Origin of the sequence: Bradyrhizobium sp. F1.13.3 (genome assembly GCF_040548265.1) — a bacterium.
In the GTDB taxonomy this organism is placed as follows: Bacteria; Pseudomonadota; Alphaproteobacteria; order Rhizobiales; family Xanthobacteraceae; genus Bradyrhizobium.
Map to the genome: position 1 here is coordinate 341,571 of NZ_JBEPRI010000002.1, position 26,248 is coordinate 367,818.

The following is a 26,248-nucleotide window of genomic DNA, read 5'->3' on the forward strand; positions in this document are numbered from 1 at the left end:
TCGCCGACTAGCAAGGAGCAACCAAAGTGACTTTCGTCGCGCGTCATGCGCTGTGGTCGGATGAGCAGAAGGACGCGGCGGCGCGTATGCGCCGCATCGTCGAGGAGAAGAACCTCGAGGTCATCCGCCTCGCCTTCCCGGACCAGCACGGCATTTTGCGCGGCAAGACCATCGTCGCGGCCGAGGCGATCGCGTCGCTGGAGAGCGGCTGCTCCATCACCACCACCATGCTCGCCAAGGACACCTCGCACCGCACGGTGTTTCCGGTGTTCACCTCGGGCGGCGGCTTCGGGATGAAGGAGATGGAGGGCGCGGCAGACGTGCTGATGGTCGCAGATCCCACGACGTTTCGCGTTTTGCCATGGGCGCCGACCACGGGATGGGTGCTGTGCGACCTCTATTTCAATGACGGCCGTCCCGTGCCGTTCGCGACGCGCGGGCTGTATCGCAAGGTGCTCGACGAACTCGCAAGCCGCGGCCACGATTTCGTGGCGGGCCTCGAGGTCGAATTCCACATCTTCAAGCTCGACGATCCGCATATGCGGCCCGAGGACGCCGGCCAGCCCGGCACGCCGCCGTCGGTGAGCCTGCTCAGCCACGGCTATCAATACCTCACCGAGCAGCGCTTCGATCAGATGGAGCCGGTGCTGGAGATCCTGCGGCGCGACATCGTCGCGCTCGGATTGCCTTTGCGCTCGGTCGAGGTCGAATTCGGGCCGAGCCAGTGTGAGTTCACCTTCGCGCCGAAGAAGGGGCTGGAGCCTGCCGACAACATGGTGCTGTTTCGCTCCGCCGTGAAGCAGATCGCGCACCGCCACGGCTATCACGCCACCTTCATGTGCCGGCCGAAGCTGCCGAACCTGTTCGCAAGCGGCTGGCATCTGCACCAATCGATCGTCTCGCGCGCGAGCGGCGACAACCAGTTCATGGCGAACGATGGCAGCGAACCGCTCAGCGCGTTCGGCAAGGCCTATCTCGCCGGCCTGCTCGATCACGCCCGCGCCTCCACATTGTTCACCACCCCGACTATCAATGGCTACAAGCGCTACCGCTCCTATTCGCTGGCGCCGGACCGCGCGATCTGGGGCCGCGACAATCGCGGCGTGATGATCCGCGTGCTCGGCGCTGCCGGCGATGCCGCCACGCGCCTGGAAAACCGCATCGGCGAGCCCGCCGCCAATCCCTATCTCTACATGGCCTCGCAGATTCTCTCCGGCCTCGACGGCGTCGACCGCAAGCTCGATCCCGGCCCGTCGGCCGACACACCCTACGAAACCAAGGCGCCGCTCTTGCCGAAGTCGCTGCGCGATGCGGTCAGCGCGCTGAAGGACGATCCGTTCTTCCGCGAAAAGCTCGGTGCCGAGTTCGTCGATTACTACACCCACATCAAGAATGCCGAGATCGACCGCTTCCTGTCCGAGGTGACCGACTGGGAGCACCGCGAATATTTCGAGGTGTTTTGAGCCGCCGCCAACCGGCCGCTGATCCCCGCAACACGGCCGGATTTCCAGGAGTACCATGATGCGGTTACGCCCGGCGGTCCTGCTATTTTCCCTGACACTGTTCGCGCCAGCCCTGTCCGCGCCAGCTTTGGCCGATTGGCAGGCGAGCACCGTACGGACCCCCGGCCGCGTCAGCGAAATTGATCTAGCGGATAGCGACATCCGAATTGCAATCGGCACGAATTGGTACCAGTTCGACGCGAAAGCGATGCGCATGGTGCCGGCCGCGGCGCTCGAACGTCCGCCGCCGCCGCCCGGGGCCCTTGCGGATGGGCGCGTCGCGACAGGCCGCGACACCGTCGCCCGTGCTTGGCTCGCTGAGCCGACCGAACGCTATCGCCATGGCGTCCTCGGCGACGTCATCGAGGCCGGCAGCCTGGTGATCGAGCCGCGCGAGGGTGGGCCACGCACGCTGCGCCTGGATGGTGACGCCGTGTTCGAAGACCTCGAGCCGCGCGTCGCCGCGATCGGCGGCCGCGAAAGGATTGTGCTGGTCAAATCCTATCTGAAACGCGGCTCCGCGCTGGCTGTCATTGATCCCGCCTCGGCGGCCATCGTTGCGGAGACGCCTCCGATCGGCCACGCCCATGCTTGGCTCAACCCGGCCGGCATCGCCGATTTCGACGGCGATGGCACCACGGATATCGTGCTTGTCCGCCAGCCTCATGTGCTCGGGATTCTCGAAATGTGGTCCTGGCGGCATGATCGTTTGGAAAAATCGGCGGAAGTCTCCGACGTATCGAACCATTTCATCGGCTCGCGATCGCTGCACATGAGCTTTACGGCCGATTTCGATGGCGACGGCCATCCAGATCTCGCGGTGCCGGACCTCGAACGGCGAACGCTGCGGCTCATCGGGTTCGTCGCTGGTCCGCATGACATCGCGCGCATCAGGCTTCCGGCAAGGATCGCGACGAATATCGGCGGCATGAAATACCGCGATCATCCCGCACTCGTGTTCGGCCTCGAGGATGGTCGGCTGATGTTGGTCCACGATTAGGATCGCCGGGGCGCCGAGCCAACGACCATTACTCCGACAGGCCCTCACGCCGGCGTGAGCCGGTTTCGCGCCGGTGCTTCCGACGAAACCTTTGACATTGCCGACGAAGTCATTTTTCCGCCCCCGCGAAGATGGCCGGAAACGATGGAGGGTCACAATCCCCGGACTGATCAACAACGGAGTTCGATCATGTGGGATCATCTGTTCAGCTTGATTTATCGCCTGTCCTGCCGTGCCACCCTGATCGAAATCGGGATGGGCCGCTCGTCGCGATAGAGACAGGCGAGTTAGGTAAGACGGATTGACCAGATAACGGAGGGTGTCATGCGAAAGCTGATTCTGATCGCGGCAATGTCGCTGCTGGCAAGCCAGGCCTATGCCGGCGGACCGCGGAGCCTCAGCCTTGCAGCGACAAATGCGAGCCAGCAGACCGCCGACTCGGCAACGACAGCAGCAACGCCGCCACAAGCTCCGGCGGCAGCGCCCACGAATGTCCAGACGGCGACCACCGCCCCAGCTTCAACGCCTCCGGCAGCGACTGCCACAACAACCGCGACCGCTCCGGCCGCAACTCAGCCCAGCGCCGCGCCGGTTGCCAGCGCGAGAGAAACGGCAAAGCCGAAACGTCGCCAGCCATCCACCGAGGCACGCGTGATCCGCGAACTGCATCGGCATGGGATTTATTGGTGATTGCCAACGTCGTCCTGGCGAAGGCCAGGACCCATTACCCCAAAAAGGGTTTGGCGAAGACCGTTGTTCGGTACTGATACTGCCCTCATAGGGAGACCTCGCGGTACGGGTCCTGGCTTTCGCCAGGACGACACCGAGGGAAGCTGCAACGGCGTACCGCCCCTCGCCGCCCCGTCAAATCCCCAGATATTTGTGCTGCAGATCCGGCTCGGCCATCAGCTCTTCAGAGGTGCCGCTCCACACCGTCTTGCCGCGCTCGATGATGGTGTGGCGGTCGCAGATGCGGGCAAGGTGGTCGACGTTCTTGTCCACGACCAGGATCGACTGTCCCCGGCTCTTGAGCAGCGACAGGCAGCTCCAGATCTCTTCGCGGATCAGGGGCGCCAGGCCTTCGGTCGCTTCATCCAGGATGAGGAGCTTCGGGTTGGTCATCAGCGCGCGGCCGATCGCGAGCATCTGCTGCTCGCCGCCGGAGAGCTGGTTGCCCATGTTGGAGGCGCGCTCGGCCAGGCGCGGAAACATCACGTAGATTGCCGCCAGCGTCCACGGATTGCTGCTGTCGAAACGATCGGCGGCGGCCGCGACCAGGTTCTCGCGCACGGTGAGGTTCGGGAAGATCTGCCGCCCCTCGGGGACGAGGCCGACACCGAGTTGCGCTATCCTGTAGGACGGTTGTGTCCGCACTTCCGTGCCTGCAAAGCGGATGCTGCCGGCGCGCGCCGGCGTCAGGCCCATGATGGAGCGGATGGTCGTGGTCTTGCCCATCCCGTTGCGGCCCATCAGCGAGACCATCTCGCCTGATTTGACCGACAGGGACAAGCCGAACAGCACCTGGGACAGGCCGTAGCAGGTCTCGATGCCGTCGACCTCGAGCAGCGTGTCACCCATCCCTCTTTCAGCCATGGTGCGTCACCACATGCGCCTCGCCCAGATAGGCGCGCTTGACGTCCTCGTTCGCGCGGATCGCGGCCGGATCGCCGGAGGCGATGACGCGGCCATAGACCAGAACCGAGATACGGTCGGCCAGCGCAAACACCGCCGGCATGTCGTGCTCGACCAACACGATCGAGACCTCTTTGCGCAGCTCCTGGAGCAGCTGCACCATGCGCTGGGACTCGGTGACGCCGAGGCCCGCCATCGGTTCGTCGAGCAGCAAAAGCTTCGGCTTGCTTGCCAGCGCAACCGCCAGCTCGATCTGGCGACGCTCACCATGGCTGAGCCTGGACACCAGGACATCGGCACGATGGGCGAGACCGACGCGGTCGAGCGCGGCATGCGCGGCATCGCGCAGGCCTTTCTCCTTGCGCGCATTGGCAAAGAAGCGGAACGAGGTGCCGGCATGCGCTTGCGCCGCAAGCGCGACATTGTCGGCGGCGGTGAAATCGAGCAGCAGCGAGGTGATCTGGAACGAACGTGCCAGGCCCAGCGCGCAGCGGCGATGCGCCGGCAGATAGGTGATGTCGCGCCCCGCCAGCGAGACGCTGCCGGAATGCGGCTCCAGATGCCCGGTGAGTTGGCTGATCAGCGTGGTCTTGCCGGCGCCGTTCGGGCCGATGATGGCGTGCAGCTCACCCGCCGCGACGTCGAGCGAGACGTTGTCCGTCGCAACGATGCCGCCGAAGCGGCGCACCAGCCTGTCGACGCGGAGCAGCGGTTCAGCCACGATTGAGCCTCCCGAGCAGGCCCATGATGCCACCGCGGCCGAACAGCACGATCAGCAGCAGCATCGGGCCCATGATCAGCGCCCAATATTCGGTGAGCTGCGACAAAAACTCTTCCAGCAGCAAATACACCACCGCGCCGATGACCGGACCGAACAGCGTGCCCATGCCCCCGAGGATCACCATCACCATGAGGTCGCCCGAGCGCGTCCAGTACATCACGGCCGGGCTGACGAAATCGGTGTTGTTGGCGAGCAGCGCGCCGGCGAGGCCGCACATCATGCCCGAGATGACGAAGCAGACCAGCTGGTAGCGTTTCGAGGGAAAGCCGATCGCCTGCATGCGCTGCTCGTTGGAGCGCAGGCCCTGCAGGACGAGGCCGAAGCGCGAATTGGCGATGCGCCAGATCAGGAAGACCACGCCGAACAGGCAGGCGAGGCAGAGATAATAAAACTGCGGCCGGTTCGACAGATTGATCAGCCCAGAGAAGTCGCTGCGCTTGTAGACGGTGAGGCCGTCATCGCCGCCATAACGCGCCAGCCCCGAGGCGACGTAATAGGCCATCTGCGCGAAGGCGAGCGTGATCATGATGAAGTAAACGCCACGCGTGCGAAGCGAGAGCGCGCCTATCACCAGCGCGTAAGTCGCGGAGGCCGCGAGCGCGACCGGAAACTGGATGAAGCCGCTTCCGACGCCTTCCTGCGCCAGCATGCCGACCGCGTAACCGCCAATGCCGAGATAGGCGGCGTGGCCAAAACTCATCATGCCGCCAAAACCCATGATGAGGTTGAGGCTCGCGGCCGCCAGCGCCAGGATGACGATGCGGGTGAACAGCGTCAGGATGAAGATGTTGCCTGAGAGTTGCGAATAGAGCGGCAGCAGCACGAGGCCCGCCAGCATCAGGGCCGTCACGGCCTTGCTCACAGTGAATGACTTCATCGACGGTTGGCCGGAAACAGCCCCTCCGGCCGCACCACCAGCACGATCGCCATCAACAGGTAGATCAGCATGGACGACAGCGCGGGCGCGGCGGTGGAGGCCGCGGCGCCGCTCAGCACCTGCCGCAGCAGATTGGGCAGGAAGGCGCGGCCGAGCGTGTCGATCATACCGACGAAGATCGCGGCCAGGAACGCGCCGCGGATCGAGCCGATACCGCCGATCACGATGATGACGAAGGCGAGGATCAGGATGTTCTCGCCCATGCCGATCTGCACGGTAAGGATCGGCGCCTGCATCAGACCGGCAAGGCCCGCGAGCGCGGCACCGAGGCCGAACACCAGGGTGTAGAGCAGCTTGATGTTGATGCCGAGCGCGCCGATCATCTCGCGGTTGGAGGCGCCGGCGCGGATCAGCATGCCGATGCGGGTGCGCATCACGCCGAGATAGAGCAGCAGCGCAACCAGCAGCGCCACGACGATGATGGCCAGGCGATAAGCGGGATAGTGAATGCCCGGCAGGATCGGCACCGGCACCGTGAGCCAGGCCGGGAGCGGCAGCGCCAGCCCGGCAGGACCCCAGATCAGCCGCACGGCCTCGTTGAAGAACAGGATCAGGCCGAAGGTCGCGAGCACGTGGTCGAGATGGTCGCGTCCGTAGAGATGCCGCAGCGCGGTCATCTCGAGCACGATGCCGAGCACCAAGGTCGCGCCGAGCGCCAAGAGCGCGCCGAGCAGGAAGCTGCCGGTCCAGGCTGCGAAGGTCGCGGCGAAATAGGCGCCCATCATGTAGAGCGAGCCGTGCGCGAGGTTGACGAGATCCATGATCCCGAACACCAGCGTCAGGCCGGCGGCGAGCAGGAACAGCAGCAGGCCGAACTGCAAACCGTTCAAGAACTGTTCGACGACGAGCAGCATCAAAACTCTTTCAGGCGCACGCAGGTTCGCGCCGATGTTCGAACACGGTCGCCATCAGTGAAAGAGCTCCCCCTGCCTGTACAAGGCGGAAAAATGGGTAATGGCAGTATCGTTCCGAGGCAAGAGCGATTCGACATCCAACATGCACTTTGTTGCATGCCGATGCATGCGATCGATCCTGGCCCTGTAATCGGCCCTTGCAAGAAGACTGCCGCGCAGGATGGGTCAACCTGCCGCACCCAAACGGATCACCCTCCCTCCGTTGCCGGAGAGAGGGTGTGAAAATCGTCGCAACGTTGGGAAGGAGACGCCTAGTGCGACGTCATCTGCCGGGAATGGTCATCCGGTTCGGCGAGCACGCTGTTGGCTGTCGAGGCCTCCAGCGCCGCCATCCGGAAAAGATAGGCGAGCGTCGCCAATCCGGTGTCTTCCGCCATCTCCGCGAGTTCGAGCGCCATGTCGGACATGTAGCCGAGATTTTCGTCCTTGATTTGCGCCATGATCTGGCTGTCCCTCATCATATTCGACATCTCAGGCGCTCTTTCGTTGCGCGGCAGCGAGGCCGCAGCGGTTGGCAAGGGCGATGCAATCGATACGCGGACCGTCCTGATGCATGACGTTTGTCATTCCGATACGGTCACACATGGCATCCAGCGACTCTTGACGGATCTCGATCGTGGCCGCCATCGTCCAGGAATTCTCGACCAGCGCCGGCAATCCCAGCGGCGTGACGATGAATCCGATCTCGTGGAAGCGCGGCAGCCACCAGGTCTCCATGACAAGACAGAGACGCTCGATGCCCTGATCGAGACAGAACTCTTGCGCCGCTGCCATCAGTTGCCAATTGAACGCACCGTCGCGGCGCTCCCGCGAAACGAAGAAGCGTGACCACTCCCAGACGAGCGGGTTGGAGGGGCAACCGCGCACCGCGGCGAGATGCGGGAAGACCTCGCTCATCATCGTCGGCTTGGTGGTGGGATACAGGCGGGAGCCGCCGAGCACCCGGCGATTTTCGAGAGCCAGCAGGTAGATCGCGTCCTCATTGTCGTAGCTATCGAGTTCGCGGCCATCGGGCTTGCGCAGCGCCTCCCATTTCCGCTCCTCGACAAAAATCTGGTGACGCATCCTGAAATGTTGCTCGAGAACATCCTCGTAGAGGTGCCGGTTGGCGGCAGAAATCACATGAATCATTTATTCCCCCATTGTTCGAAATAAGGGGAACACTCACGGAAAACGGACAAAGCGACTATTGGGAAATTTCCCAGTAGGCGCGGATTTCAGGGGGTGATGATTCTGTGGCGGATCGCGATCGCAACCGCATGCGTCCGGTTGACGGCACCAAGCTTGCGCGCGGCAGTTGCAAGATGCTCTTCAGCGGTGCGCTGCGTGATGTGCAGGATCTCGCCGATTTCCCAGGCCGACTTGCCCTGCGAGGCCCAAGCGAGCACCTCGCGCTCGCGCGGGGTAAGGCGCATCGATCGATGCGGCGCCGGATGGAGCAAGCGGCGAATGTGCTCGAAGCCGTACATGCCGATCAGGTGCAGCGCCGGCTTGCTGCGCGCATTGAGGTCGAGGTGAACGCCACCGAGCGAGACGCCGGCCTCGTAGCCGGTCAATCCGTGGATCGGCACGACGAAGCCGCGCGACATGCGGAAATCGGCAGCGCGCCGCATCACCTCCACTGCGCCCGGCTCCAGCTCTGGATCGTACGGCGCCTCGGACCACTCGAAAGGGTTCACCGTCTGCCGGCATTTGCGGATTACGGGATCGACGCGGTCGTAGCCTTTCTGGGTATAGAGGCTGAACCACTCCGCCGGCCACTTCTTGGCGAGCACCATCTGGGAGAAGCGCTGATCGGGATTCGGCAAGCCGGTTACGATGATGTGCTCGAAGCCGTAGCGCCCGAACGCGGTCGCAAGCGCGTCCATGGCGTCGGGAACCTTGGTATAGGCTCCAAGCCCCTCAATGAAGTCGAGCGCTTCCCGGCCATAATCCACGGCGGACATCGGTGCGTTTCCTGACCCTCGCTGTCCGTTATAGCACGTCTTTGGGCACTGCCTCAATTCAGCGTTTCCGTAGTTTCCCGGTATCCCATTGACCCCGAAGGTTTAATCTACTTGTGGAAGAAGTGACGTCAAGATACACCTACGATGTCGAAGCGGGAACACCACGATGGAAGACGAGGACATCGCCCTCAACAGCGTGCTCGGCCTGGAACTCAACCGCGTGTTTTTTGCTGTCCGCGAAACGGCAAACAAGCAGAAGATCATCGAGTTCGCACGCGGAGTGCTGCAAAGCGAGCGCAGTAAGCCGGCGGAGAGCGCCTCGCCGGACGGACCGGCGAGCTAGAACGCAATTGAGGCAACCGACGCCGCTACAACAGATCGCGCGTCTTCCTTACCGCTGGCCGTCCTTACCGCTGGCTGACATCATGGCTCTCGTGAGATAATCGCCGCCAACGATTATCTTTCGGATGCCCGGGACATGATGACGCTGCGCCAGGTTGAAGTGATCCGTGCCGTGATGGTGACGGGCACTATCGGCGGCGCGGCGAAGCTGCTGAACGTTTCGGCGCCGGGTATCAGCCGCCTCGTCAAATACACCGAGCGCTCGCTCGGCATCCGCTTCTTCCAGCGCCAGAACGGCCGCTATTTCCCGACGCCGGAAGCCGAGAACATCTTCGAGCAGATCAACGGCGTCTACAAAAAGGTCGACGACCTCTCCGAGATCATCTCCAAAATCGGCCGCGGCGGATTGTCGGAGCTGCGGATCGGCTCGGTGCCGAGCATTTCGCAAGTCATGGTGCCGCGCGCAATCGAGCGGGTCCGGCGGCGCTATCCGGATCTCGGCATCGACATCAACATCCTCAAGCTCGAGGAAGCCATCGACTATCTCCTGCTCGGCCGCGGCGAGTGCGTTGCGATGAGCTACCGGCTCGAACATTCCGGGCTCGATTTCTTGCCGCTCGCCTCCGGCGAACTCTATTGCATCGTGCCGCCGGGCCACGAGCTCGCCGGCCGCAAGCAGGTCTCCGCGGCCGAGATCACCCGCTATCCGCTGATCGGCATCGATCCCAACGATCCCTACGGGCGGATCATGGCCGAGATCTTCGCGCGCCACCGGCTCGAGTACAACATCACCATCCGCGCCCGCTTCGGCACGACGGTCTGCGCGCTGGTGAAGGCGGGGCTCGGCATCGCCATCATCGACCAATTCACGGTTGCCCATGGCGGCTATCCCGGCATCGAGCTGATCAAGATCACCGAGCCGACGCGGTTCGACACCTATATCGCGGTGAAGCGCGGCGCGCCGTTGTCGCTTCACGTCGAGTATTTCATCGAGGCCCTGCGCGCCGAGATGCGCGCGGTCGAGCCGTCGCGGGGCAAAGGCAGGGCCGCGCCGCCACGCGGGCGGAGGAAGTAACATTATGTTAGGTTTGCAGGACAAGAGGGTAATTGTGTTAGGCGGGGGAAGCGCTATCGTCGCACGCGGAAGCCCCTTGGAATTGCGCAGATTTCTCCGCTAATGGCCGGGACCGAACGCTCCCAACGAGACGATAGCGAACCATGTCAAAGCCCGGACACGCCGCCAGCAAAAAGCTTCTCACCGGCTTGATCGGCGCTCCCATTGCGCATTCCGCATCCCCCGCCATGCACGAGCGCGCCGCCGAGGCGCTGGGCTTGCGCGGCCATTACCAGCTCATCGAGGTGGCCGGCGCCGGCTCGGCCGAGCTCGCCATGATGCTGGAAGGCGTGCGGCGCCTCGGCTTTGCCGGCGTCAACGTCACTTTTCCCTACAAGGAGGCGGTGGTCCCGCTGCTCGATGAACTGGCACCGGGTGCGGCCGCCATGGGGGCGGTCAACACCGTCGTCGTCAGCAACGGCCGGCTGATCGGCCACAACACCGACACGACGGGCTTTGCGCGCGCCGTCGCGCCGCTGCTGGCGCCCTCTGGAAACGCGGTCGCCGTGATCGGCACCGGCGGCGTCGGCAAGGCGATCGCCTTTGCGCTGGCGAGCCTTGACGTGACCGACATCCGCATCTTCGACAGCGAGCCGGCACGCGCCGAAAAACTCGCCGCGCTGCTCGTCAAGCAGGGTGGCGCCAGGGTCGCCGCAAGCGCCGAGGCCGCGCTCGACGGCGCAACAGGCCTCGTCAACGGCACGCCGGTCGGCATGCTGCCGAACCGGGAAACGCCGGTCGCGCCGACGCTGCTGCGTCAAAACCTATGGGTCGCCGATGCCGTCTACTCGCCGCTGATCACGCCGCTGCTGGCGGCCGCCCAAGCCAAGGGCGCGCGGATCATGACCGGGCGGGAGCTTGCGATCTACCAGGCCGCCGACGCTTTCGAACTGTTCACGGGCCTCGCCCCATCGACCGAGGTCATGGGAGAGGCATTCGACGAGGTGATGGCGGCACGAAGCTCGGCCTATCAGGCAGCGTAATCGAAGCGGCCGGACACAAGGCCGCACGCAACATCAACGAAAAAATCGGAGGAGAGACCATGAAATCGACCATTCTGGCGGGCGCCCTGCTTGCCTTCGCGACCGCAACCAGTGTCCACGCCCAGGCGATCAAGCTCGCCGACGTCGCCGAGCTTTCCGGCGGCGGCGCCACCGTCGGCACCAATTGGAAGAACGGCATCGACCTCGCGATCGAGGAGATCAACGCCAAGGGCGGCGTGCTCGGCCGCAAGCTCGAAGTCACTCATGCGGACTCGCAATCCAACCCGGGCGTCGCGCGCGCGCAGGTGCAAAAGGCGCTCGACGCCGAGCCCTATGTGCTGCTCGGACCCGGCTATTCCGGCTCCGTGAAGGTCACCGCGCCGCTGGCGGCCGAGGCCGGCATCGCGCAGATCATGGGCGGCGAAGCCGCCGAGCTGACGCAGGCCGGAAACAAATTCCTGTTCCGCACCTCGTTCGGCCAGCAATCCTCGATGCCGAAGGTCGCCAAATACATTCACGACGACATGAAGGCGAAGTCGGTCGCTGTGGTCTGGGTCAACAATGACTTTGGCCGCGGCGGTCGCGATGTCGTCGTCAAGGAGCTCGACCGCCTCGGCTCCAAGGTGGTCGCCGATCTCTCCACCGAGGCGGGCCAGGCCGATTTCGCCGCCGACGTCGGCAAGATCAAGGCTGCCAATCCCGACGCCGTGTTCGTCTATCTCAACGAAGAAGAGAGCGCACGCATCCTGAAGGAGCTGAAGCGCCAGGGCGTCACCGCGCCGCTGATGGGCGAGACCACGCTGATCGGGCAGAAGGTGATCGAACTCGCAGGCGATGCCGCCAACGGCGCGCGCGGCCATGTCGGTCTCACCACCGACGCGCCGGTCGACCTGATCAAGGCGTTTCGCGACAAGTTCGCGAAGAAGTACAATTACGTGCCCGACCATAACGGCCTGAAGGGCTATCTCGCGGTCTACATGGTGAAGGCCACGACCGACAAGATGGGCAAGGTCGATTCCAAGGCGTTCGCCGACAATCTGCATGGCCTGACCATCAAGGCCGCGGACGAGCCGGGCATCCTGATGGACGTCACCTTCAGCGACACCGGCGACATCGATCGCCAGAGCTTTCTTGTCGAGGTGGTCGAAGGCAAGCAAGTCGTGAAGCAGGTGCTGCCGAAGGTGAAATGAGGCTCTGCCCTTCTGCCTCGCCCCGCTCTTCGCGGGGAGAGATCTTTCGTCTCCCTCTCCCCGCCCCTGCGCGGGGAGAGGGCGGGGTGAGGGGCTGGTTCCGCGAATACGGTGACAATTGAGGTCGCGGAAAGAGCCCCTCACCCCGACCCTCTCCCCGAAAGAACGGGGAGAGGGAGAAAAGGAAGACCGGGGAGAGCGAGAAGACAGGGCGCGAGCGCCGAGAGGGGAAAATGTCCAATCTGTTCGATCTTCTGGTCGCGGGACTTGCAACCGGTGCGATCTATGCGCTGGTCGCGGTCGGCTTTACGTTGCTGTGGCAGACCTCGCAGACTATCAATTTCGCGCAAGGCGAGTTCGTGATGCTGCCGGCGTTCCTGATGCTGGCGGCGATGCATGCCGGCGCGCCGTTCTGGCTCGCGATCATCCTCGGCATCCTGCTCTCGATGCTCCTGCTCGGCCTCGCCTTCAAGATGCTGCTGGTGGATCCGATGACGCGCCATGGCGTGCTGCCGCTGGCGATCGCGACGATGGCGCTCGCGATCGGCCTCAAGGAGGCCGTAAAACAGTTCTTCAGCGCCGAAGCCTCACCGTTCCCCTCGATCGTGCCGACCGGCGACGTCTCCATCCTCGGCCATGCCGTCTCGCTGCAAAGCATCGGGGTCCTCGTCCTCGCTATCCTTGCCGTCTTCGGCTTGACTGCGCTTCTCAACCGCACCTCGCTCGGCCACCAGATGCAGGCGGCGGCGCAGAACCCGACGGTGGCACGCATCATCGGCGTTCCCGTCGAGCGCATGATCCTCCTGACCTTCCTGATCAACGCGTTCCTGGTCGCTCTCGCCTCGCTGTTGATCACGCCGATCTACCTCGCGAAATTCACGTCCGGCGAGGTGCTGGGCCAGGCCGCCTTCATCGCCGCGATCGTCGGCGGGTTCAACCAGGTGCGCGGCGCGATCGCAGGCGGTCTCCTGATCGGCGTGCTCGACAATCTCGCGGCCGCCTATGTCTCGACGCAGTACCGCGCCGCCGTGCCGATGATCTTCCTGATCGCCGTCATCCTGTTCCGGCCGCAGGGCCTGCTCGGCCGCGCCGAGGAGCGCACCGTATGAGCGGCTTCGCCAAACCTCTGAAGATCGCGTTCGGCCTCATCGTGATCGCTGCGCTGATCGTCGTTCCCATGAATTTCAACCGCTATGGCCTGTTCATCCTGAGCCAGTGGGCGGTGATGGCCATCGCCGCAATGGGCCTCAACCTCACGCTCGGTTATGCCGGCCAGGTCTCGCTGGCGCAGGGTGCCTTCGTCGGCATCGGCGCTTACGCCGCGGCGATCATGACCACCCATGGCTGGCCGCTGCCGGCGGCGATCGTCGTCGCGATCGCCTTGAGCTTCGCGGTCGGCTGGGTGCTCGGCTATCCCGCGCTGCGGGTGCAGCACCACTACCTCGCCTTCGTCACGCTCGCCTTCTCCACGCTGGCCTTCCTGGTGTTTCGCAACGAGAGCTGGCTCACCGGCGGCATCTACGGCATCTCCAACATTCCGCGTCCGCACATCTTCGGCATCACGACCAACAAGCCGCTGCCGTTCTACTATGTCTGTCTCGGCTCGCTCGCGATCGTTTCGCTCGCGGTGTGGTGGCTGATCCGCTCGCCCTGGGGCCGCGCCTTCATGGCGCTGCGCGAAAACCCGCTGCGGGCGCAGTCGCTGGGCGTCGACACGCGACGCTATACGCTGATGGCGTTCGCGATCGGCTCCGCGCTCGGCGGGGTCGCCGGCGCGCTCTATGCGCCGCTGACGCAATATATCGATCCCGTGCCGTTCAACCTGTCGCTCTCGCTCGACCTCTTGATGATGGTGATCGTCGGCGGCGCCGGATTCTTCCTGGGTCCGTTCCTCGGCGCGATGATCGCGGTGCTGCTGCCGGAATGGCTGCGCTTCACCGAGGGCTATTATCTGATGCTCTACGCTATCGCGGTGATGGGGCTGCTGATCTGGTCGCCGACCGGCATTTTGGGAATCCTCGACCGCTATCTCGCCGAGCGGCGAACCAAAGCGGCCTCCGCCCAGCGCGCCGTCGCAAAGTCCCGGCTGGAGACGGTGCAATGAGCGCGGTCCTCGAAGTCACCGATATGAAGAAGAATTTTGGCGGCATCAGCGCCGTCGGCGGCGTCTCTTTCGACGTCCGCGAGGGCGAGATCCTCGGCCTGATCGGGCCGAACGGCTGCGGCAAGTCGACCCTGTTCAACTGCATCCTCGGCCAGCTCACGCCGAGCGGCGGCGAGGTCAAGCTCGACGGCAAGGTCGTCACGGGCTTGCGACCCGCCGAGCTCAACAAGCTCGGAGTCAGTCGCACGTTCCAGCTCCTGCAAGTGTTCCCAAAACTCTCGGTGCGCGAGAACCTGATCCTCGCAGGACAGGAGCACCAGGGCAGCATGGCCTCGCGCCTGGTCGGCCGCTCCGACGCCGGACTGACGGAGGCCGCCAACCAGATGATCGGCTTTTTCAAGCTCGATCATCTCGCCGACGAGCCGGCCGGCGGGCTCTCCTATGGCCAGCAAAAACTGCTCGACGCCGCCATGGCCTTCATGGGCGGACCGCGGCTGGTGCTGCTCGACGAGCCCGCCGGCGGCGTCAACCCGTCGATGCTGACGGACCTGAAGGAGCGGCTGGTTGCCATCAACCGCGAGAAGAACGCCACCTTCGTCGTGATCGAGCACAACATGGAATTCGTGATGTCGCTGTGCTCGCGCGTGATGGTGATGGCGGAAGGCAAGGTGCTGGCGATGGGACGGCCGGACGAGGTCCGCAAGGACCCTGCCGTGATCGAAGCCTATCTTGGACATTGAGGAACCAGCCATGAGCGATCCGATCCTCTCGGTTCACAATCTCGTCGGCGGCTACGGCAAGATGACGATCCTGAACGGCACCACCTTCGCCGTGCCGCAGGCCACCATCACCACCATCATCGGCCCGAACGGCGCCGGCAAGTCCACCGTGTTCAAGGCGATCTTCGGCCTGCTCAAGCTGCGCGAGGGCAAGATCAGCTTCGCCGGCCGCGACGTCACCAGTTTGAGCCAGCGCGCGCTGCTCAATGCCGGAATCTGCTACGTGCCGCAGGGCCGCAACATCTTTCCCGAGCTGTCGGTACGCCATAACGTCGAGCTCGGCGGCGTTTCCGCAGGCAAGGGCATCGACCTGCAGAGCCGGATCGAGGCCGCGCTCGACCTGTTCCCGGCACTGCGCCGGAAATCGACGCAGCAGGCCTCCACGCTGTCCGGCGGCGAGCAGAAGCAGCTCGAAATCGCCCGCTCGCTCCTGCTCGAGCCAAAGCTGGTGCTGATCGACGAGCCCTCGATCGGCCTGTCGCCGCTGATGGTGCAGCAGACTTTCGACATCCTGAAATCCCTGCGCGACCGCGGCGTCACCATTCTGATGATCGAGCAGAACGCACGCTCGGCGCTGGAGATATCCGACATCGGCATCGTGCTCGAGCTCGGCCAGACCCGCATGGTCGACGGCGCGAAGCGCATTTTGAATGATCCCCGCATCGGACAATTGTTCCTCGGCGGCGCGATGGAGGACAACGCAGCATGACCAAACGCTCGATCGCAACGGTCTCTCTCTCCGGCGCCCTTGACGAAAAGCTCCGCGCCATCGCCTCCGCCGGCTTCGACGCGGTCGAGATTTTCGAGAACGACCTGCTGTCGTTCGGCGCAAGCCCGCGCGAGGTGGCTCAGCTTTGCAAGGACCTCAATCTCGAGATCTGTGCGTTTCAGCCGTTTCGCGATTTCGAGGGCATGCCGGAGCCGCAGCGTTCGCGCAACTTTGCCCGCGCCGAACGCAAGTTCGACCTGATGCAGGAGCTCGGCACCGATCTGCTGCTGATCTGCTCCAACGTGTCGCCGGCCTCGCTCGGCGGCATCGACCGCGCCGCGGATGATTTTCGCGAACTTGGCGACCGCGCGGCCAAACGGTCCTTGCGCGTCGGCTACGAGGCATTGGCCTGGGGACGCCACGTCAACGATTACCGCGATGCCTGGGAGATCGTGCGGCGCGCCGATCACCCCGCGATCGGCGTCATTCTCGACAGCTTTCATGCGCTGGCCCCCGGCTTTCCGGTCCGCTCGATGGCCTCGATCCCCGGCGACAAGATCTTCCTGGTCCAGCTTGCGGACGCGCCGAAGCTCGAGCTCGACATCTTGTCCTGGAGCCGGCACTTCCGCTCCTTCCCCGGCCAGGGCGATCTGCCGGTCGGCGAGTTCATGGCGGCGATCGCGGCGACCGGCTATGCCGGGCCGCTATCGCTGGAGATCTTCAACGACCAATTCCGCGCCGGCTCGGCGGTACAGACCGCGGTCGACGGCCTGCGTTCGCTGATCCTGCTGGAGGACCAGCTTGCACCGGATTGGCCAAAGCTCATCAGCGAGCCCTTGGCACCGAAGCCCAAAAGTCGCGGCACCGGCTTCATCGAGTTTGCCGTCAACGAGACCAAGGCCGGCGAACTCGCCCACCTACTTTCGCAGCTCGGTTTCCGAAAGACCGGCAAGCATCGCAGCAAGGCGGTGGAGCGCTGGTCGCAGGGCAAGGTCGAGCTCGTCGTCAACTCCGAGACCGATGGCTTTGCGCATTCGCACTACGTGACGCATGGCCCCGGCGTCTGCGCCATCGCGCTCGACGTCGACAATGCCGGCCTCGTCATGCAGCGCGCCGAGACACTGAAAGCGCGCACCTTCTACCAGCCGGTCGGGCCGGGCGAGCTCGAGATCCCCGCAATCCACGGCGTCGGCGGCAGCCTGCTGTATTTTCTAGACCAAGCCGGCAAGAACTGGGACACGGATTTCGAACAGGTCCCGAGCGACGCTCGCGCGGACGCCCTGCTGGCCGTCGATCACATCGCGCAGTCGATGCCCTATGACGAGATGCTGTCGTGGCTGCTGTTCTACACCGGCATCCTCGACCTCAAGCGGCTGCCGCAGATGGAGATCGCCGATCCCAGAGGACTCGTGCAGAGCCAGGCCGTCGTCAACGGCGACCAGAGCCTGCGCTTCGTGCTCAACGGCTCATCCGCCAACCGCACGCTGCCGGCCCGTTTCATCTCGGAGTTCTTCGGCTCGGGCGTGCAGCACGTCGCGTTCACGTGCCCGGACATTTTCGCGGCGGTCGCGGAGATGCGCAAGCGCGGCGCGGATTTCCTCGATATTCCGGACAATTACTACGACGACATCGAAGCCAAATACGACCTCGCGCCCGACCTGATGGCGCAGCTGCGCGCCAACCACATTCTTTACGACCGCGAAGGCGACGGGGAGTTCTTCCAGGTCTACACCCACATCTTCGACGAGCGCTTCTTCTTCGAAATCGTGGAGCGAAGGGATTATCAGGGATTTGGTGCGGCCAATGCCGGCATCAGGCTCGCGGCGCAAGCCCGAGAGGTGCGGCCTGTGAGCATGCCGCGGGTGTAGCTGCCTCCACGCCGTCATTGCGAGGAGCCTTTGCGACGAAGCAATCCAGAATCCCTCTGCGGAAAGATTCTGGATTGCTTCGCTACGCTCGCAATGACGAAAGCGAGAGCTGAGAACCCCTCTCCCCGTAAGAACGGGGAGAGGAAGAAGCAATCAGCTCACTTCATCGCGCATTTGTCGTGAAAGCGATCCTGGTCGTTCTCGACGATGGTCGCGACCGTCTTCAGGGAGAGTTGGCCTTCGCCATCCTTGACCACGTCCTGCAGGTAGAAGTTCTGCACCGGGATGTGGTTCTTGCCGTACTTGAACGGGCCGCGCAGCGACTTGAAGTTGGCCTTCTCCATCTCGGCCTTCATCGCGTCCTTCTTGCTGGTGTCGCCCTTCACCGCGACCACCGCGCTGTTGATGAGTTGGGCCGCGTCGTAGGCTTGCGCGCCGTAATAGGTCGGGCGCAGGCCGGGATACTTCTTGCGGTAGTCGGCGACGAAGCGCTTGTTCTGCTCGTTGGGCAGATCATTCACCCATTCCTGCGCGCCGGGAACGCCGAGCGCGTTCTCCTTTTGCAGCGGCAGCGACAGCTCGTCGACGGTGAAAGCCGTGTAGAGCGGCATCGTGCTCTTCAGCCCGGCTTGCGCATATTGGTTGAGGAACTGCACGCCGGCTGCACCCGGATAGAACACGAAGATCGACTCGGCACCCGAGGCGCGCGCCTTGGACAGCTCGGCGGAGAAGTCGAGCTGGCTCGGCCAGACCGTGTATTCCTCGCCCTTGACCTCGCCCTTGAACGTGCTCTTCACGCCTGCGAGCATGTCCTTGCCAGCGGCGTAGTTCGGGCCGATCAGGAACACGCTCTTGACGCCCTTCTGGTTCATGTAGAGACCCATGGCGGCCGGGGTCTGGTCGTTCTGCCAGGAGGTCGAGAACACGTAAGGCGAACAGAGCTCGCCCGCGAGCTGCGACGGACCGGCATTGGCCGAGATCAGGATGGTCTGCGAATCCACGGCGGTCTTGAGCGAGGCCAGCAGCACGTTCGACCAGATGTAGCCGACGATGAAATCGACCTTGTCGGACTGGACCAGCTTCTCGGTCTTCTGCTTGCCGACGTCGGGCTTCTGCCCGTCGTCCTCGTAGATCACCTCGACCGGCTTGCCGTCCATCTTGCGGCCGATGTGATCCAGCGCGAGCTCGAACGAATTGCGCATGTCGTTGCCGATCACGGCGGTCGGGCCGCTGAAGGTCGAAACGAAGCCGATCTTGATGGTGTCGCCGGCGGATGCCGGGCTTGCCAGCACCAGCGCCGCTGCGCCCGCCAGCCAGAATGCCGTCCTCATAACAACTCCCCTCCATATTATTACGCCCGGAAGCGGGGTGATTGCCGCCCCGGGTCATCTCTATTGAACGCAAAATCTTGCGCGCCGCCAATGGCTCAGCGCCCGCCCCTGCACCATATTTCGCCCTGATCGGCGATAGCAAGAAATATAATTCTACTTACTTAGACGGAGGCTGCGGCGCTTTTTCGCGGGACGGCGATACACTCGATGCCCTTGGCCTATCCGTCCATTGATGATGGCTATTGGACCGCCACGCCCAATCCGCACTTAAATGAGAGAATAGAGCAGCGAGATTCGAGGGGCGCATCATGACCACGACACCGCATCGCGTCGTCATCGTCGGAGCCGGCTTCGGCGGGCTGGAGACGACCCACCGGCTCGCCGGCAGCCCGGTCGAGATCACGCTGATCGACCGCCGCAACCATCATTTGTTCCAGCCGCTGCTCTACCAGGTCGCGACCGCTTCGCTCGCCACCAGCGAGATCGCATGGCCGGTCCGGCACCTGATGCGCGACCGGCGCGATGTGACGACGCTGTTTGCGACCGTCAGCGGCGTCGACGCCGACAGGCGCTGCGTGCTGATCGACGACGGCAGCGAGGTGCCATACGACACGCTGGTGCTCGCGACCGGCGCGCGGCATGCCTATTTCGGCCACGACGAATGGGAGCAGTTCGCGCCCGGCCTGAAGACGCTGGAGGACGCGACGACGCTGCGGCGTCACATCCTGGTGGCGTTCGAGCGCGCCGAGCGTGAGACCGATCCGGCCAAGCGCGCGGCGCGGCTGACCTTCGTCATCGTCGGCGCCGGTCCAACGGGCGTGGAGCTCGCGGGCACCATCGCCGAGATGGCGCACCACACCTTGCCAGCCGACTTCCGCAACATCGACACCAACAAGGCGCGTGTCGTGCTGATCGAGGCCGGTCCGCGCGTGCTCGCAGGCTTTCCAGATGATCTCTCGGCCTATGCCCAGGCCTCGCTGGAAAAGATCGGCGTCGAGGTCGTGCTCGGACAGGCCGTCACCGAGATCAACCGCGAGGGCGTGGTGTTCGGCGGCAAGCTGCTCGAAGCCAAGACACGAATCTGGGCCGCCGGCGTGCGCGCCTCGCCCGCGGCCGAGTGGCTGGGTGCGCCGGCCGATCGTGCCGGACGCGTGCAGGTCGAGGCGGACCTGACGATACCGGGACATCCGGAAATCTTTGCAATCGGCGACACCGTCTTGATCAACGCCTGGGACGGCAAGCCCGTGCCCGGCATCGCGCCGGCGGCCAAGCAGCAGGGGCGTCACGTGGCCGAGACCATCAAGGCGCGGCTGCGCCAGGAGCCGACAGGCCCGTTCCGCTACAAGCACTCCGGCAGCCTCGCGCAGATCGGCAAGCGGCTCGCCGTGATCGACTTCGGCCGCATCAAATTGCGCGGCACCATCGCGTGGTGGATCTGGGGCATCGCCCACATCTACTTCCTGATCGGCTTGCGCCACCGCCTCAGCGTCGCGCTGAGCTGGCTCTGGATCTACGCCCGCGACCAGCGCGCCGCGCGGCTGATCACGCAGGGATCGAGCAAGGTGGTGTAGGGGCGTTCCTCTCGTGTCCCGGACGCGGCGCGGCATGAAATGACGCGACGCAGAGCCGGGACTCAGAAGTCATGGGACTCAGAAGTCATGGGACTCAGAAGTCATGGGACTCAGAAGTCATGGGACTCAGAAGTCATGGGACTCAGAAGTCATGGGCCCCGGCTCCGCAGCGCAGCGCTACGCGCCGCACTGCGTCCGGGGCACGAGACTTACTTCACCAACTCACACCCACCTTCCGCCAGCGGGCGGAACGCCTGCTCCGCAGAGATCGTCGAAACCAGCTTGTAATAGTCATACGGATATTTCGACTCCTCCGGCTTCTTCACCTCGAACAGATACATCGGATGCACGACGCGGCCGTCCTGGCGGATCGTGGTGTCGCCGAACAGCTTGTCCTTGCCCTTGAACTTCTTCATCTCGGGCACGGCGTCCTTGGCATTATCGCTGCCGGTCGCGACGACCGCGTTGAGATAAGCGAGCGTGGAGGCATAAACTCCGGCCTGGTTGCCGCTCGGCATCTTGCCGTTCATGCCGGGCCGCGCCGCGAAGCGCTTGGCGAAGGCGCGGGTGTCGTCGTTCATGTCCCAGTAGAAGGCCTCCATGAGCTGGAGGCCTTGCGCGACCTTGATGCCCATGCCGTGGACGTCGTTGATGAAGAGCAGGAAGGCGACGAGCTTCTGTCCGCCCTGCTGGATCCCGAACTCTGCAGCCTGCTTCACCGCGTTGATGGTGTCGCCGCCGGCATTGGCGAGCCCGATCACCTGCGCCTTCGAGCCCTGCGCCTGCAACAGGAAGGAGGCGAAGTCGGACGTGCCGAGCGGGTGCTTGCTGGAGCCCAACACCTTGCCGCCATGCGCCTCGATGTACTTCTGGGCTTCCGCCTCGATGCCCTTGCCGAGCGCGTAATCGACCGTGAGGAAATACCAGTCCTTGCCGCCGCGCGACATCATCGCGGCTGCCGTGGTGTTGCCAGTGGCCCAGGCGTCGTTGACCCATTGGATGGTGTTGGGCGAGCAGGCCTTGCCGGTGAGATCCGAGCTCGCGGTGGACGACGCCAGGAACGTCATGCGGCTGTCGCGCAGCAGCGTGTTGATGGAGAGACCGACGGCCGAGTTCGGCACGTCGACGATGGCGTCGACGCCCTCGACATCGAGCCATTTGCGCGCGATGGCGTTGCCGACATCGGCCTTGTTCTGGTGATCGGCGTAGACGATGTCCACCTTGATGCCTTTGCCGCCGCCGTTAAAGTCCTCGGCGGCCATGCGCGCGGCCTCGACCGAGCCCATGCCGTTGGTATCCTGGAAGATGCCGGAGATGTCGTTGAGAACGCCGACACGCACGACGTTGTCCGAGATCTCGGCATTTGCCACGCCGCCAATCAAGCTCGCGGCCAGCGCAAGCGTCCACTTCAAGTTCTTCATTGTTCCCTCCCCTGTTGTTTTCGATGCCGCCAGCGTCAGGCCGGCGTGATGCTCACAGGCAGGCTGTCGAGCCCGCGCAGCGTGTTGTTGAAGCGGCGCCGTGGCTCGCCCGTGATCTCGATTTTCGCGATCCGGCGGGCCAGCGCCGCGAGCATTGTCTCGCCTTCGAGCCGCGCGACCAGCTGGCCGACGCACATGTGAATACCTGAGCCATAGCCCACATGGCCGGCCGTGCGGCGGGTGATGTCGTAGCTGTCCGGCTTGTCCCAGCGCCGCGGATCGCGATTGGCAGCCGCCAGAAACATCAACACCTTCTCGCCCTCACCGATGGTCGCGCCTGACAGTTCGACCTCGCGCGTTGTCGTGCGGAAGAAGGTCTGCACCGGGCTTTCAAAACGAACGGCCTCCTCGAAAGCATTGCGCGCCAGCGTGGAATCGCCGCGCAGGCGCTGCCACTGCTCCGGAAAGCGCGCCAGACAGTAGACCGCTGCACCGATGCCGTTGACGGTGGTGTCGAGGCCCGCCGACAGCAGCGAACGCACCAGCAGCGGCGCTTCGGTGGCGGTGATGGCACCCTCGTCGACATGGGCGTGGATGCAGGCACCGATGCCGCCGGGCGCGAGATTGTCGCGCTGGCACTGATCGGTGACGTAGGCCTGGTGCGGCGCCGAGCGCGCGATCGCTTCCTGGCGCAGCTCGTTCGGCGGGCCGAAGGCGTTGAACACGACACTCGCATAGGGAATCAGATGCTCGCGGCCCTCCGGCTTCAGCCCGAGCGCATCCGGGAAGATCGATAGCGGATAGGCCTCGGCGAGGTCCGTGATGGCATCGAAGCTGCGCTTCTCCAGCAGCGCGTCCACACGCTTTTCCGCTGCCGCGGCAAAGCGGTCGCGGAGCCCCTTCATCACCGTCGGCGACAGCACCTTTGAGAGCACCGCGCGGGTGCGGGTGTGCGCGGGAGGATCGGCTTCGAGGATCAGGCTCGGCGGCCGCCACGGCGTCTCCTTCTTGAAGTCGGAGAGGCCGACGCCGCGGCTGGAGCAGAAGGTCGCGGGGTCGTTCAGCACGGCATGAACCTCGGCATAGCGCGCCACGCCATAGACGCTCCACTTGTCGAGATAGACGACAGGTCCCGCCTCCCGCAGCAGCTCATGCGTGGGATAGGGGTCGGCGAAAAAATCCATTGCGAAGGGATCGACGTCGAGATGCGGGACGGCCGACGAACCGTTAATTTCCGGGGAGCTGGAAGCGCTCATGGAAGTCCTCCCTTATTTTGATCTTGTGAAAAGGCGGCGCTTACCCTTAGGTCTTTCGGACACGCCGCGAGACAGAATCCCGATATGCCGCCGTCTTCGACCAGAGCCCGCCAAAAACCTGCGCCCGCCGAGACGGGACCGACGCTCGATCTCGACCGCTACGTCCCCGCGTTCATCACCTTCATCGCCAACAAGCTCTCGAACAGCGCCACCGCGTTCTATCAGCGGCAGTTCGGCGTCAACGTCACGGAATGGCGGATCATGTCGCTGCTGGCGATCGAGCCCGGCATTCCAGCCTCGCGCATCTGCCACGTCATCGGCTTCGACAAGGGCCCGGTGAGCCGGACGCTGGCCGGCCTGGAAAAGCGCGGGCTGATCTCGATCCGCACCGACCCCAACGACGGGCGCACCCATTCGATCTCGCTGACGGCGAAGGGCCGCGCCATCCATGACAAGGTGATCGTCGCGGCATTCGAGCGCGAACGGCGCTTGTTGTCCTGCCTGGACAAGGACGAGCGCGAGGTGCTGATCGGCCTGTTGCGCCGCCTGCACGAGAATCTCGGCGCGGTGACCGGCAGCACCGAGACCTGACCGGCCACGCAGCGGTCGCCGACCTCTGTCAGTTCCAGGCATGCGCCGGTATTCGCCCGCGGCACCCTCTCTGCCGAGCATTGCTTCCTCCGATCCGACGCGGCGGTTCCTCCGCCGTCATCCTTGTCTGAAACGGTTCGCATAAATTAGTTGCTTAAGCAACAAAAGAATCTGCAGGATAATGCGGCAGGTTGGCTGGCCTAACGGCGAGCTGTTTCAGCCCTGTCATTTGCGAGCGCAGCGAAGCAATCCAGAATCCCTCCGCGGAAAGACTCTGGATTTGCTTCGCTGCGCTCGCAATGACAACAGGGAGAGAGGAGGCCTACGGCCGCCCACCTAATGCGAAGAGCTGCCGTTTCAACTGCTACAGACCAATCCATTCACCCGAGACATCGTCATTCAACCGCGCCAATGCATCGGCACGGCGCGTCAGCACGGCGCGCTGGTTGATGTAGCCCTTGTCGGTGATCTCGCCGCCGTCCACTGACGGCGGCTCGGCGAGCAGCAGCGCGCGCGTGGCGTGGCCGGAGGAGTTGGCGTTCTGTTGCTTGAGTTTCGCCAGCCCCTGTGCGATCGCGGCTCTGACCTCGTCATGCGCGAGCACGTCGTTCACGCCTGCGGTCTCGGGCAGGCCGGCATGCGCGCGGCACGCAGCGATGTTCGGGAACACCAGAAAGCGCACCTCGTCGCCGCCATGGCCGGTGACGACGATGTCCTGCGCGAGCGGCGCCAGCGCGGCGATGCCGGCGAGGCGCAGCGTGCCGACACTGACCCAGGTGCCGGAATTGAGCTTGAAGTCCTCCGCGACGCGACCGTCGAAGAACAGGCCGCGCTCGGGCCGCTTCGCATCGGCGAACTTCACGGCGTCACCGATGAGATAAAAGCCCTCGTCGTCAAAGGCCTGCCTGGTCAGCTCCGGCGCCTTCCAGTAGCCCGGTGTGACGTTGGGGCCGCGCACGCGCACCTCCAGCTTGTCGCCGGAGGTGACGAGCTTCAATTCGGTACCGGGAATGGGCACGCCGATATTGCCCGAGCGCTCCGCGAGGAAATGGCAGTCGGCGGCCAGCGGCGAGGTCTCGGTCGAGCCCCACGCAGAGACCATCGGCATCGCACGGCCAACGGTCTTGATGGAGAGCTGTTCGAGCGCGTCCCAGAGATTCTGCGGCAGCGCTGCGCCTGCGTAGAACGCGAATTTCACCTCGCTGAAGAAGCGGCGACACAGCTCCTCGTCGCCGCGCAGCGCCGCGATCAGCATGTCGAAGCCGCGCGGCACGTTGAAATAGACCGTCGGCATCACGCTCTTCAAATTGGCAAGTGACGTCGCAAACAGGCCGGGCGCCGGCTTGCCGCCGTCGATATAGAGCGAGCCGCCATTGCGCAGCACGAGATTGAAATTGTGGTTGGCGCCGAACGTATGGCTCCAGGGCAGCCAGTCGAGAACGACGAGATCGCGACCAGTTTGCTCGAGAAAGATCCAGGTCTGCGCCTTGGCCTGCTGGCTGGATGTCAGCATACGCTGGGTGTTGATGACCGCCTTCGGCGCGCCGGTCGAGCCCGATGTGAACAGAAGCTTTGCGATCGTAGCGGGCGTCACCGCGGCGAACGCCCTTGCGACGTCGGGGCTCTCCGGCGTTGCCGCAATGGTGCGGAAGGCCAGTGCTTCGGCATCGTCGGCATTGCCGCTGATGATCTGCGCGCTATGCAGCGGCTTGATCGCGGCCAGCGCCGCCGCAAACGGCCGCGTCGCGGAGACATAGATCGCGGCAGGCTCAAGCAGCGTGATCATGCTCTTGAGCTTGTCGAAATCCTTCGACATCAGCGAATAGGCCGGCGAGATCGCCGCCGAGGGCACGCCGACATGCTGGGCCGCCAGCGCCAGTAGCGCATGATCGATGCTGTTGTCGGAGAGGATCGCGAGCGGGCGCTCCGTACTGAGACCTTGCGCCAGAATCCACGACGCTGCCGCGCGCACCTGGCGCAGCGCCTGCGCGTAGGTGACGGTGGTCCATGGCGATTCGGCACTGCTGCGCTCCGCCAGGAAAATCGCATCAGGCCTCTGCCGCGCCCATTGCTCAAGCCAGTCGCCGACGCAGCGCGCGCCATCGCGCAGGGGCTCCGGCGAGCGCAGCAGAATGCTGCCGTCCGCGCGATACTCGGCAACGGTTCTGGGTGTCGCGAACAGGCTCGAAGCATCACCGCGAGGGGCGGCTGTCATGGTTTCCTCCTCACCCGGAAGCCGGGATCGTCGCAGCCTCGTCGCGGACCGCGTTGGCCGGC

The 26,248-nt window shown here is 64.3% G+C and carries 25 protein-coding genes; 14 read left to right on the plus strand and 11 right to left on the minus strand.

Going from position 1 to position 26,248, the window contains the following annotated elements; genetic code table 11:
• Window positions 1-26 precede the first annotated feature (26 nt).
• From ABIB66_RS06490 to ABIB66_RS06500, 3 genes are all read left to right on the plus strand, one after another.
• Window positions 27-1,463, plus strand: coding sequence for a glutamine synthetase family protein (locus ABIB66_RS06490; RefSeq protein ID WP_354206108.1), 1,437 nt, complete (start codon window positions 27-29; stop codon window positions 1,461-1,463).
• 55 nt (window positions 1,464-1,518) lie between these two features.
• Window positions 1,519-2,502: an FG-GAP repeat domain-containing protein gene (locus ABIB66_RS06495; RefSeq protein ID WP_354206106.1), complete on the plus strand. Its 984-nt coding sequence runs from the start codon at window positions 1,519-1,521 to the stop codon at window positions 2,500-2,502.
• Between the two features lie 324 nt (window positions 2,503-2,826).
• Window positions 2,827-3,192, plus strand: coding sequence for a hypothetical protein (locus tag ABIB66_RS06500; protein WP_354206104.1), 366 nt, complete (start codon window positions 2,827-2,829; stop codon window positions 3,190-3,192).
• A gap of 174 nt (window positions 3,193-3,366) precedes the next feature.
• On the opposite strand, the gene ABIB66_RS06505 is transcribed toward ABIB66_RS06500, so the two are convergent.
• The 7 genes from ABIB66_RS06505 to ABIB66_RS06535 form a co-directional block, all read right to left on the minus strand.
• Window positions 3,367-4,095: an ABC transporter ATP-binding protein gene (locus tag ABIB66_RS06505; protein WP_354206102.1), complete on the minus strand. Its 729-nt coding sequence runs from the start codon at window positions 4,093-4,095 to the stop codon at window positions 3,367-3,369.
• On the minus strand, window positions 4,088-4,855 hold the full coding sequence (locus tag ABIB66_RS06510; protein WP_354206100.1) for an ABC transporter ATP-binding protein: 768 nt from the start codon (window positions 4,853-4,855) through the stop codon (window positions 4,088-4,090). The genes ABIB66_RS06505 and ABIB66_RS06510 overlap by 8 nt, the downstream gene beginning before the upstream one ends.
• The gene (locus ABIB66_RS06515) at window positions 4,848-5,792 is read right to left on the minus strand and encodes a branched-chain amino acid ABC transporter permease (RefSeq protein ID WP_354254604.1); all 945 of its coding nucleotides are present in this window, start codon (window positions 5,790-5,792) and stop codon (window positions 4,848-4,850) included. The genes ABIB66_RS06510 and ABIB66_RS06515 overlap by 8 nt, the downstream gene beginning before the upstream one ends.
• Window positions 5,789-6,706, minus strand: coding sequence for a branched-chain amino acid ABC transporter permease (locus tag ABIB66_RS06520; RefSeq protein WP_007615745.1), 918 nt, complete (start codon window positions 6,704-6,706; stop codon window positions 5,789-5,791). Before ABIB66_RS06520 ends, ABIB66_RS06515 begins: the two co-directional genes overlap by 4 nt.
• 311 nt (window positions 6,707-7,017) lie before the next feature.
• On the minus strand, window positions 7,018-7,236 hold the full coding sequence (locus ABIB66_RS06525) for a hypothetical protein (protein WP_275168472.1): 219 nt from the start codon (window positions 7,234-7,236) through the stop codon (window positions 7,018-7,020).
• A gap of 1 nt (window position 7,237) precedes the next feature.
• Window positions 7,238-7,897, minus strand: coding sequence for an acyl-homoserine-lactone synthase (locus tag ABIB66_RS06530; protein ID WP_354206097.1), 660 nt, complete (start codon window positions 7,895-7,897; stop codon window positions 7,238-7,240).
• A gap of 86 nt (window positions 7,898-7,983) precedes the next feature.
• On the minus strand, window positions 7,984-8,712 hold the full coding sequence (locus ABIB66_RS06535; RefSeq protein ID WP_354063917.1) for a helix-turn-helix transcriptional regulator: 729 nt from the start codon (window positions 8,710-8,712) through the stop codon (window positions 7,984-7,986).
• Window positions 8,713-8,878: 166 nt separating this feature from the next.
• On the opposite strand from ABIB66_RS06535, the gene ABIB66_RS06540 reads away from it, so the two are divergent.
• The 9 genes from ABIB66_RS06540 to ABIB66_RS06580 all read left to right on the plus strand — a co-directional run bounded on the left by ABIB66_RS06540 (window position 8,879) and on the right by ABIB66_RS06580 (window position 17,801).
• On the plus strand, window positions 8,879-9,055 hold the full coding sequence (locus ABIB66_RS06540) for a hypothetical protein (RefSeq protein WP_007597932.1): 177 nt from the start codon (window positions 8,879-8,881) through the stop codon (window positions 9,053-9,055).
• Between the two features lie 135 nt (window positions 9,056-9,190).
• Window positions 9,191-10,129 carry a LysR family transcriptional regulator gene (locus tag ABIB66_RS06545; RefSeq protein ID WP_275168475.1) on the plus strand — a complete coding sequence of 313 codons (939 nt, stop codon included), beginning with the start codon at window positions 9,191-9,193 and terminating at the stop codon, window positions 10,127-10,129.
• A 143-nt stretch (window positions 10,130-10,272) separates the two neighbouring features.
• On the plus strand, window positions 10,273-11,151 hold the full coding sequence (locus ABIB66_RS06550; RefSeq protein ID WP_275168476.1) for a shikimate dehydrogenase: 879 nt from the start codon (window positions 10,273-10,275) through the stop codon (window positions 11,149-11,151).
• Between the two features lie 59 nt (window positions 11,152-11,210).
• Window positions 11,211-12,341, plus strand: coding sequence for an ABC transporter substrate-binding protein (locus tag ABIB66_RS06555; protein WP_354206093.1), 1,131 nt, complete (start codon window positions 11,211-11,213; stop codon window positions 12,339-12,341).
• Window positions 12,342-12,574: 233 nt separating this feature from the next.
• Window positions 12,575-13,450: a branched-chain amino acid ABC transporter permease gene (locus tag ABIB66_RS06560; RefSeq protein WP_354206091.1), complete on the plus strand. Its 876-nt coding sequence runs from the start codon at window positions 12,575-12,577 to the stop codon at window positions 13,448-13,450.
• On the plus strand, window positions 13,447-14,445 hold the full coding sequence (locus tag ABIB66_RS06565) for a branched-chain amino acid ABC transporter permease (protein WP_354206089.1): 999 nt from the start codon (window positions 13,447-13,449) through the stop codon (window positions 14,443-14,445). Before ABIB66_RS06560 ends, ABIB66_RS06565 begins: the two co-directional genes overlap by 4 nt.
• A complete protein-coding gene (locus ABIB66_RS06570) occupies window positions 14,442-15,185 on the plus strand; it encodes an ABC transporter ATP-binding protein (RefSeq protein ID WP_354206087.1) in 744 nt (247 codons plus the stop codon). The genes ABIB66_RS06565 and ABIB66_RS06570 overlap by 4 nt, the downstream gene beginning before the upstream one ends.
• A 10-nt stretch (window positions 15,186-15,195) precedes the next feature.
• Window positions 15,196-15,933, plus strand: coding sequence for an ABC transporter ATP-binding protein (locus tag ABIB66_RS06575; protein ID WP_354206085.1), 738 nt, complete (start codon window positions 15,196-15,198; stop codon window positions 15,931-15,933).
• Window positions 15,930-17,801 carry a bifunctional sugar phosphate isomerase/epimerase/4-hydroxyphenylpyruvate dioxygenase family protein gene (locus tag ABIB66_RS06580; protein ID WP_354206083.1) on the plus strand — a complete coding sequence of 624 codons (1,872 nt, stop codon included), beginning with the start codon at window positions 15,930-15,932 and terminating at the stop codon, window positions 17,799-17,801. The genes ABIB66_RS06575 and ABIB66_RS06580 overlap by 4 nt, the downstream gene beginning before the upstream one ends.
• A gap of 158 nt (window positions 17,802-17,959) precedes the next feature.
• Here the strand turns inward: ABIB66_RS06580 and ABIB66_RS06585 are convergent, their stop codons facing one another.
• Window positions 17,960-19,132 (minus strand): ABC transporter substrate-binding protein, encoded by a 1,173-nt coding sequence (locus tag ABIB66_RS06585; protein WP_275168483.1) that lies wholly within the window; start codon window positions 19,130-19,132, stop codon window positions 17,960-17,962.
• A 308-nt stretch (window positions 19,133-19,440) separates the two neighbouring features.
• On the opposite strand from ABIB66_RS06585, the gene ABIB66_RS06590 reads away from it, so the two are divergent.
• A complete protein-coding gene (locus tag ABIB66_RS06590) occupies window positions 19,441-20,703 on the plus strand; it encodes an NAD(P)/FAD-dependent oxidoreductase (RefSeq protein WP_275168484.1) in 1,263 nt (420 codons plus the stop codon).
• A gap of 209 nt (window positions 20,704-20,912) precedes the next feature.
• Here ABIB66_RS06590 and ABIB66_RS06595 read toward each other — a convergent pair whose 3' ends face one another.
• Window positions 20,913-22,124, minus strand: coding sequence for an ABC transporter substrate-binding protein (locus ABIB66_RS06595; protein ID WP_354206080.1), 1,212 nt, complete (start codon window positions 22,122-22,124; stop codon window positions 20,913-20,915).
• A 35-nt stretch (window positions 22,125-22,159) separates the two neighbouring features.
• Window positions 22,160-23,380: a cytochrome P450 gene (locus ABIB66_RS06600; protein WP_354206078.1), complete on the minus strand. Its 1,221-nt coding sequence runs from the start codon at window positions 23,378-23,380 to the stop codon at window positions 22,160-22,162.
• Window positions 23,381-23,464: 84 nt separating this feature from the next.
• Here ABIB66_RS06600 and ABIB66_RS06605 point away from each other — a divergent pair, with 84 nt between their 5' ends.
• Complete coding sequence (locus tag ABIB66_RS06605; RefSeq protein WP_354206076.1) at window positions 23,465-23,971, plus strand: MarR family winged helix-turn-helix transcriptional regulator; 507 nt, start codon at window positions 23,465-23,467, stop codon at window positions 23,969-23,971.
• A 364-nt stretch (window positions 23,972-24,335) separates the two neighbouring features.
• Here the strand turns inward: ABIB66_RS06605 and ABIB66_RS06610 are convergent, their stop codons facing one another.
• A complete protein-coding gene (locus ABIB66_RS06610; RefSeq protein WP_354206074.1) occupies window positions 24,336-26,186 on the minus strand; it encodes a feruloyl-CoA synthase in 1,851 nt (616 codons plus the stop codon).
• Window positions 26,187-26,248 lie beyond the last annotated feature (62 nt).

Bases quoted from the DNA above. Each gene is read 5' to 3' on its own strand.
- ABIB66_RS06495 (WP_354206106.1), top strand. From the start codon at position 1,519: ATGATGCGGTTACGCCCGGCGGTCCTGCTATTTTCCCTGACACTGTTC.
- ABIB66_RS06500 (WP_354206104.1), top strand. From the start codon at position 2,827: ATGCGAAAGCTGATTCTGATCGCGGCAATGTCGCTGCTGGCAAGCCAG.
- ABIB66_RS06505 (WP_354206102.1), bottom strand. From the start codon at position 4,095: ATGGCTGAAAGAGGGATGGGTGACACGCTGCTCGAGGTCGACGGCATC.
- ABIB66_RS06515 (WP_354254604.1), bottom strand. From the start codon at position 5,792: ATGAAGTCATTCACTGTGAGCAAGGCCGTGACGGCCCTGATGCTGGCG.
- ABIB66_RS06520 (WP_007615745.1), bottom strand. From the start codon at position 6,706: ATGCTGCTCGTCGTCGAACAGTTCTTGAACGGTTTGCAGTTCGGCCTG.
- ABIB66_RS06525 (WP_275168472.1), bottom strand. From the start codon at position 7,236: ATGTCGAATATGATGAGGGACAGCCAGATCATGGCGCAAATCAAGGAC.
- ABIB66_RS06530 (WP_354206097.1), bottom strand. From the start codon at position 7,897: ATGATTCATGTGATTTCTGCCGCCAACCGGCACCTCTACGAGGATGTT.
- ABIB66_RS06535 (WP_354063917.1), bottom strand. From the start codon at position 8,712: ATGTCCGCCGTGGATTATGGCCGGGAAGCGCTCGACTTCATTGAGGGG.
- ABIB66_RS06540 (WP_007597932.1), top strand. From the start codon at position 8,879: ATGGAAGACGAGGACATCGCCCTCAACAGCGTGCTCGGCCTGGAACTC.
- ABIB66_RS06545 (WP_275168475.1), top strand. From the start codon at position 9,191: ATGATGACGCTGCGCCAGGTTGAAGTGATCCGTGCCGTGATGGTGACG.
- ABIB66_RS06550 (WP_275168476.1), top strand. From the start codon at position 10,273: ATGTCAAAGCCCGGACACGCCGCCAGCAAAAAGCTTCTCACCGGCTTG.
- ABIB66_RS06555 (WP_354206093.1), top strand. From the start codon at position 11,211: ATGAAATCGACCATTCTGGCGGGCGCCCTGCTTGCCTTCGCGACCGCA.
- ABIB66_RS06560 (WP_354206091.1), top strand. From the start codon at position 12,575: ATGTCCAATCTGTTCGATCTTCTGGTCGCGGGACTTGCAACCGGTGCG.
- ABIB66_RS06565 (WP_354206089.1), top strand. From the start codon at position 13,447: ATGAGCGGCTTCGCCAAACCTCTGAAGATCGCGTTCGGCCTCATCGTG.
- ABIB66_RS06570 (WP_354206087.1), top strand. From the start codon at position 14,442: ATGAGCGCGGTCCTCGAAGTCACCGATATGAAGAAGAATTTTGGCGGC.
- ABIB66_RS06575 (WP_354206085.1), top strand. From the start codon at position 15,196: ATGAGCGATCCGATCCTCTCGGTTCACAATCTCGTCGGCGGCTACGGC.
- ABIB66_RS06580 (WP_354206083.1), top strand. From the start codon at position 15,930: ATGACCAAACGCTCGATCGCAACGGTCTCTCTCTCCGGCGCCCTTGAC.
- ABIB66_RS06585 (WP_275168483.1), bottom strand. From the start codon at position 19,132: ATGAGGACGGCATTCTGGCTGGCGGGCGCAGCGGCGCTGGTGCTGGCA.
- ABIB66_RS06590 (WP_275168484.1), top strand. From the start codon at position 19,441: ATGACCACGACACCGCATCGCGTCGTCATCGTCGGAGCCGGCTTCGGC.
- ABIB66_RS06595 (WP_354206080.1), bottom strand. From the start codon at position 22,124: ATGAAGAACTTGAAGTGGACGCTTGCGCTGGCCGCGAGCTTGATTGGC.
- ABIB66_RS06600 (WP_354206078.1), bottom strand. From the start codon at position 23,380: ATGAGCGCTTCCAGCTCCCCGGAAATTAACGGTTCGTCGGCCGTCCCG.
- ABIB66_RS06605 (WP_354206076.1), top strand. From the start codon at position 23,465: ATGCCGCCGTCTTCGACCAGAGCCCGCCAAAAACCTGCGCCCGCCGAG.
- ABIB66_RS06610 (WP_354206074.1), bottom strand. From the start codon at position 26,186: ATGACAGCCGCCCCTCGCGGTGATGCTTCGAGCCTGTTCGCGACACCC.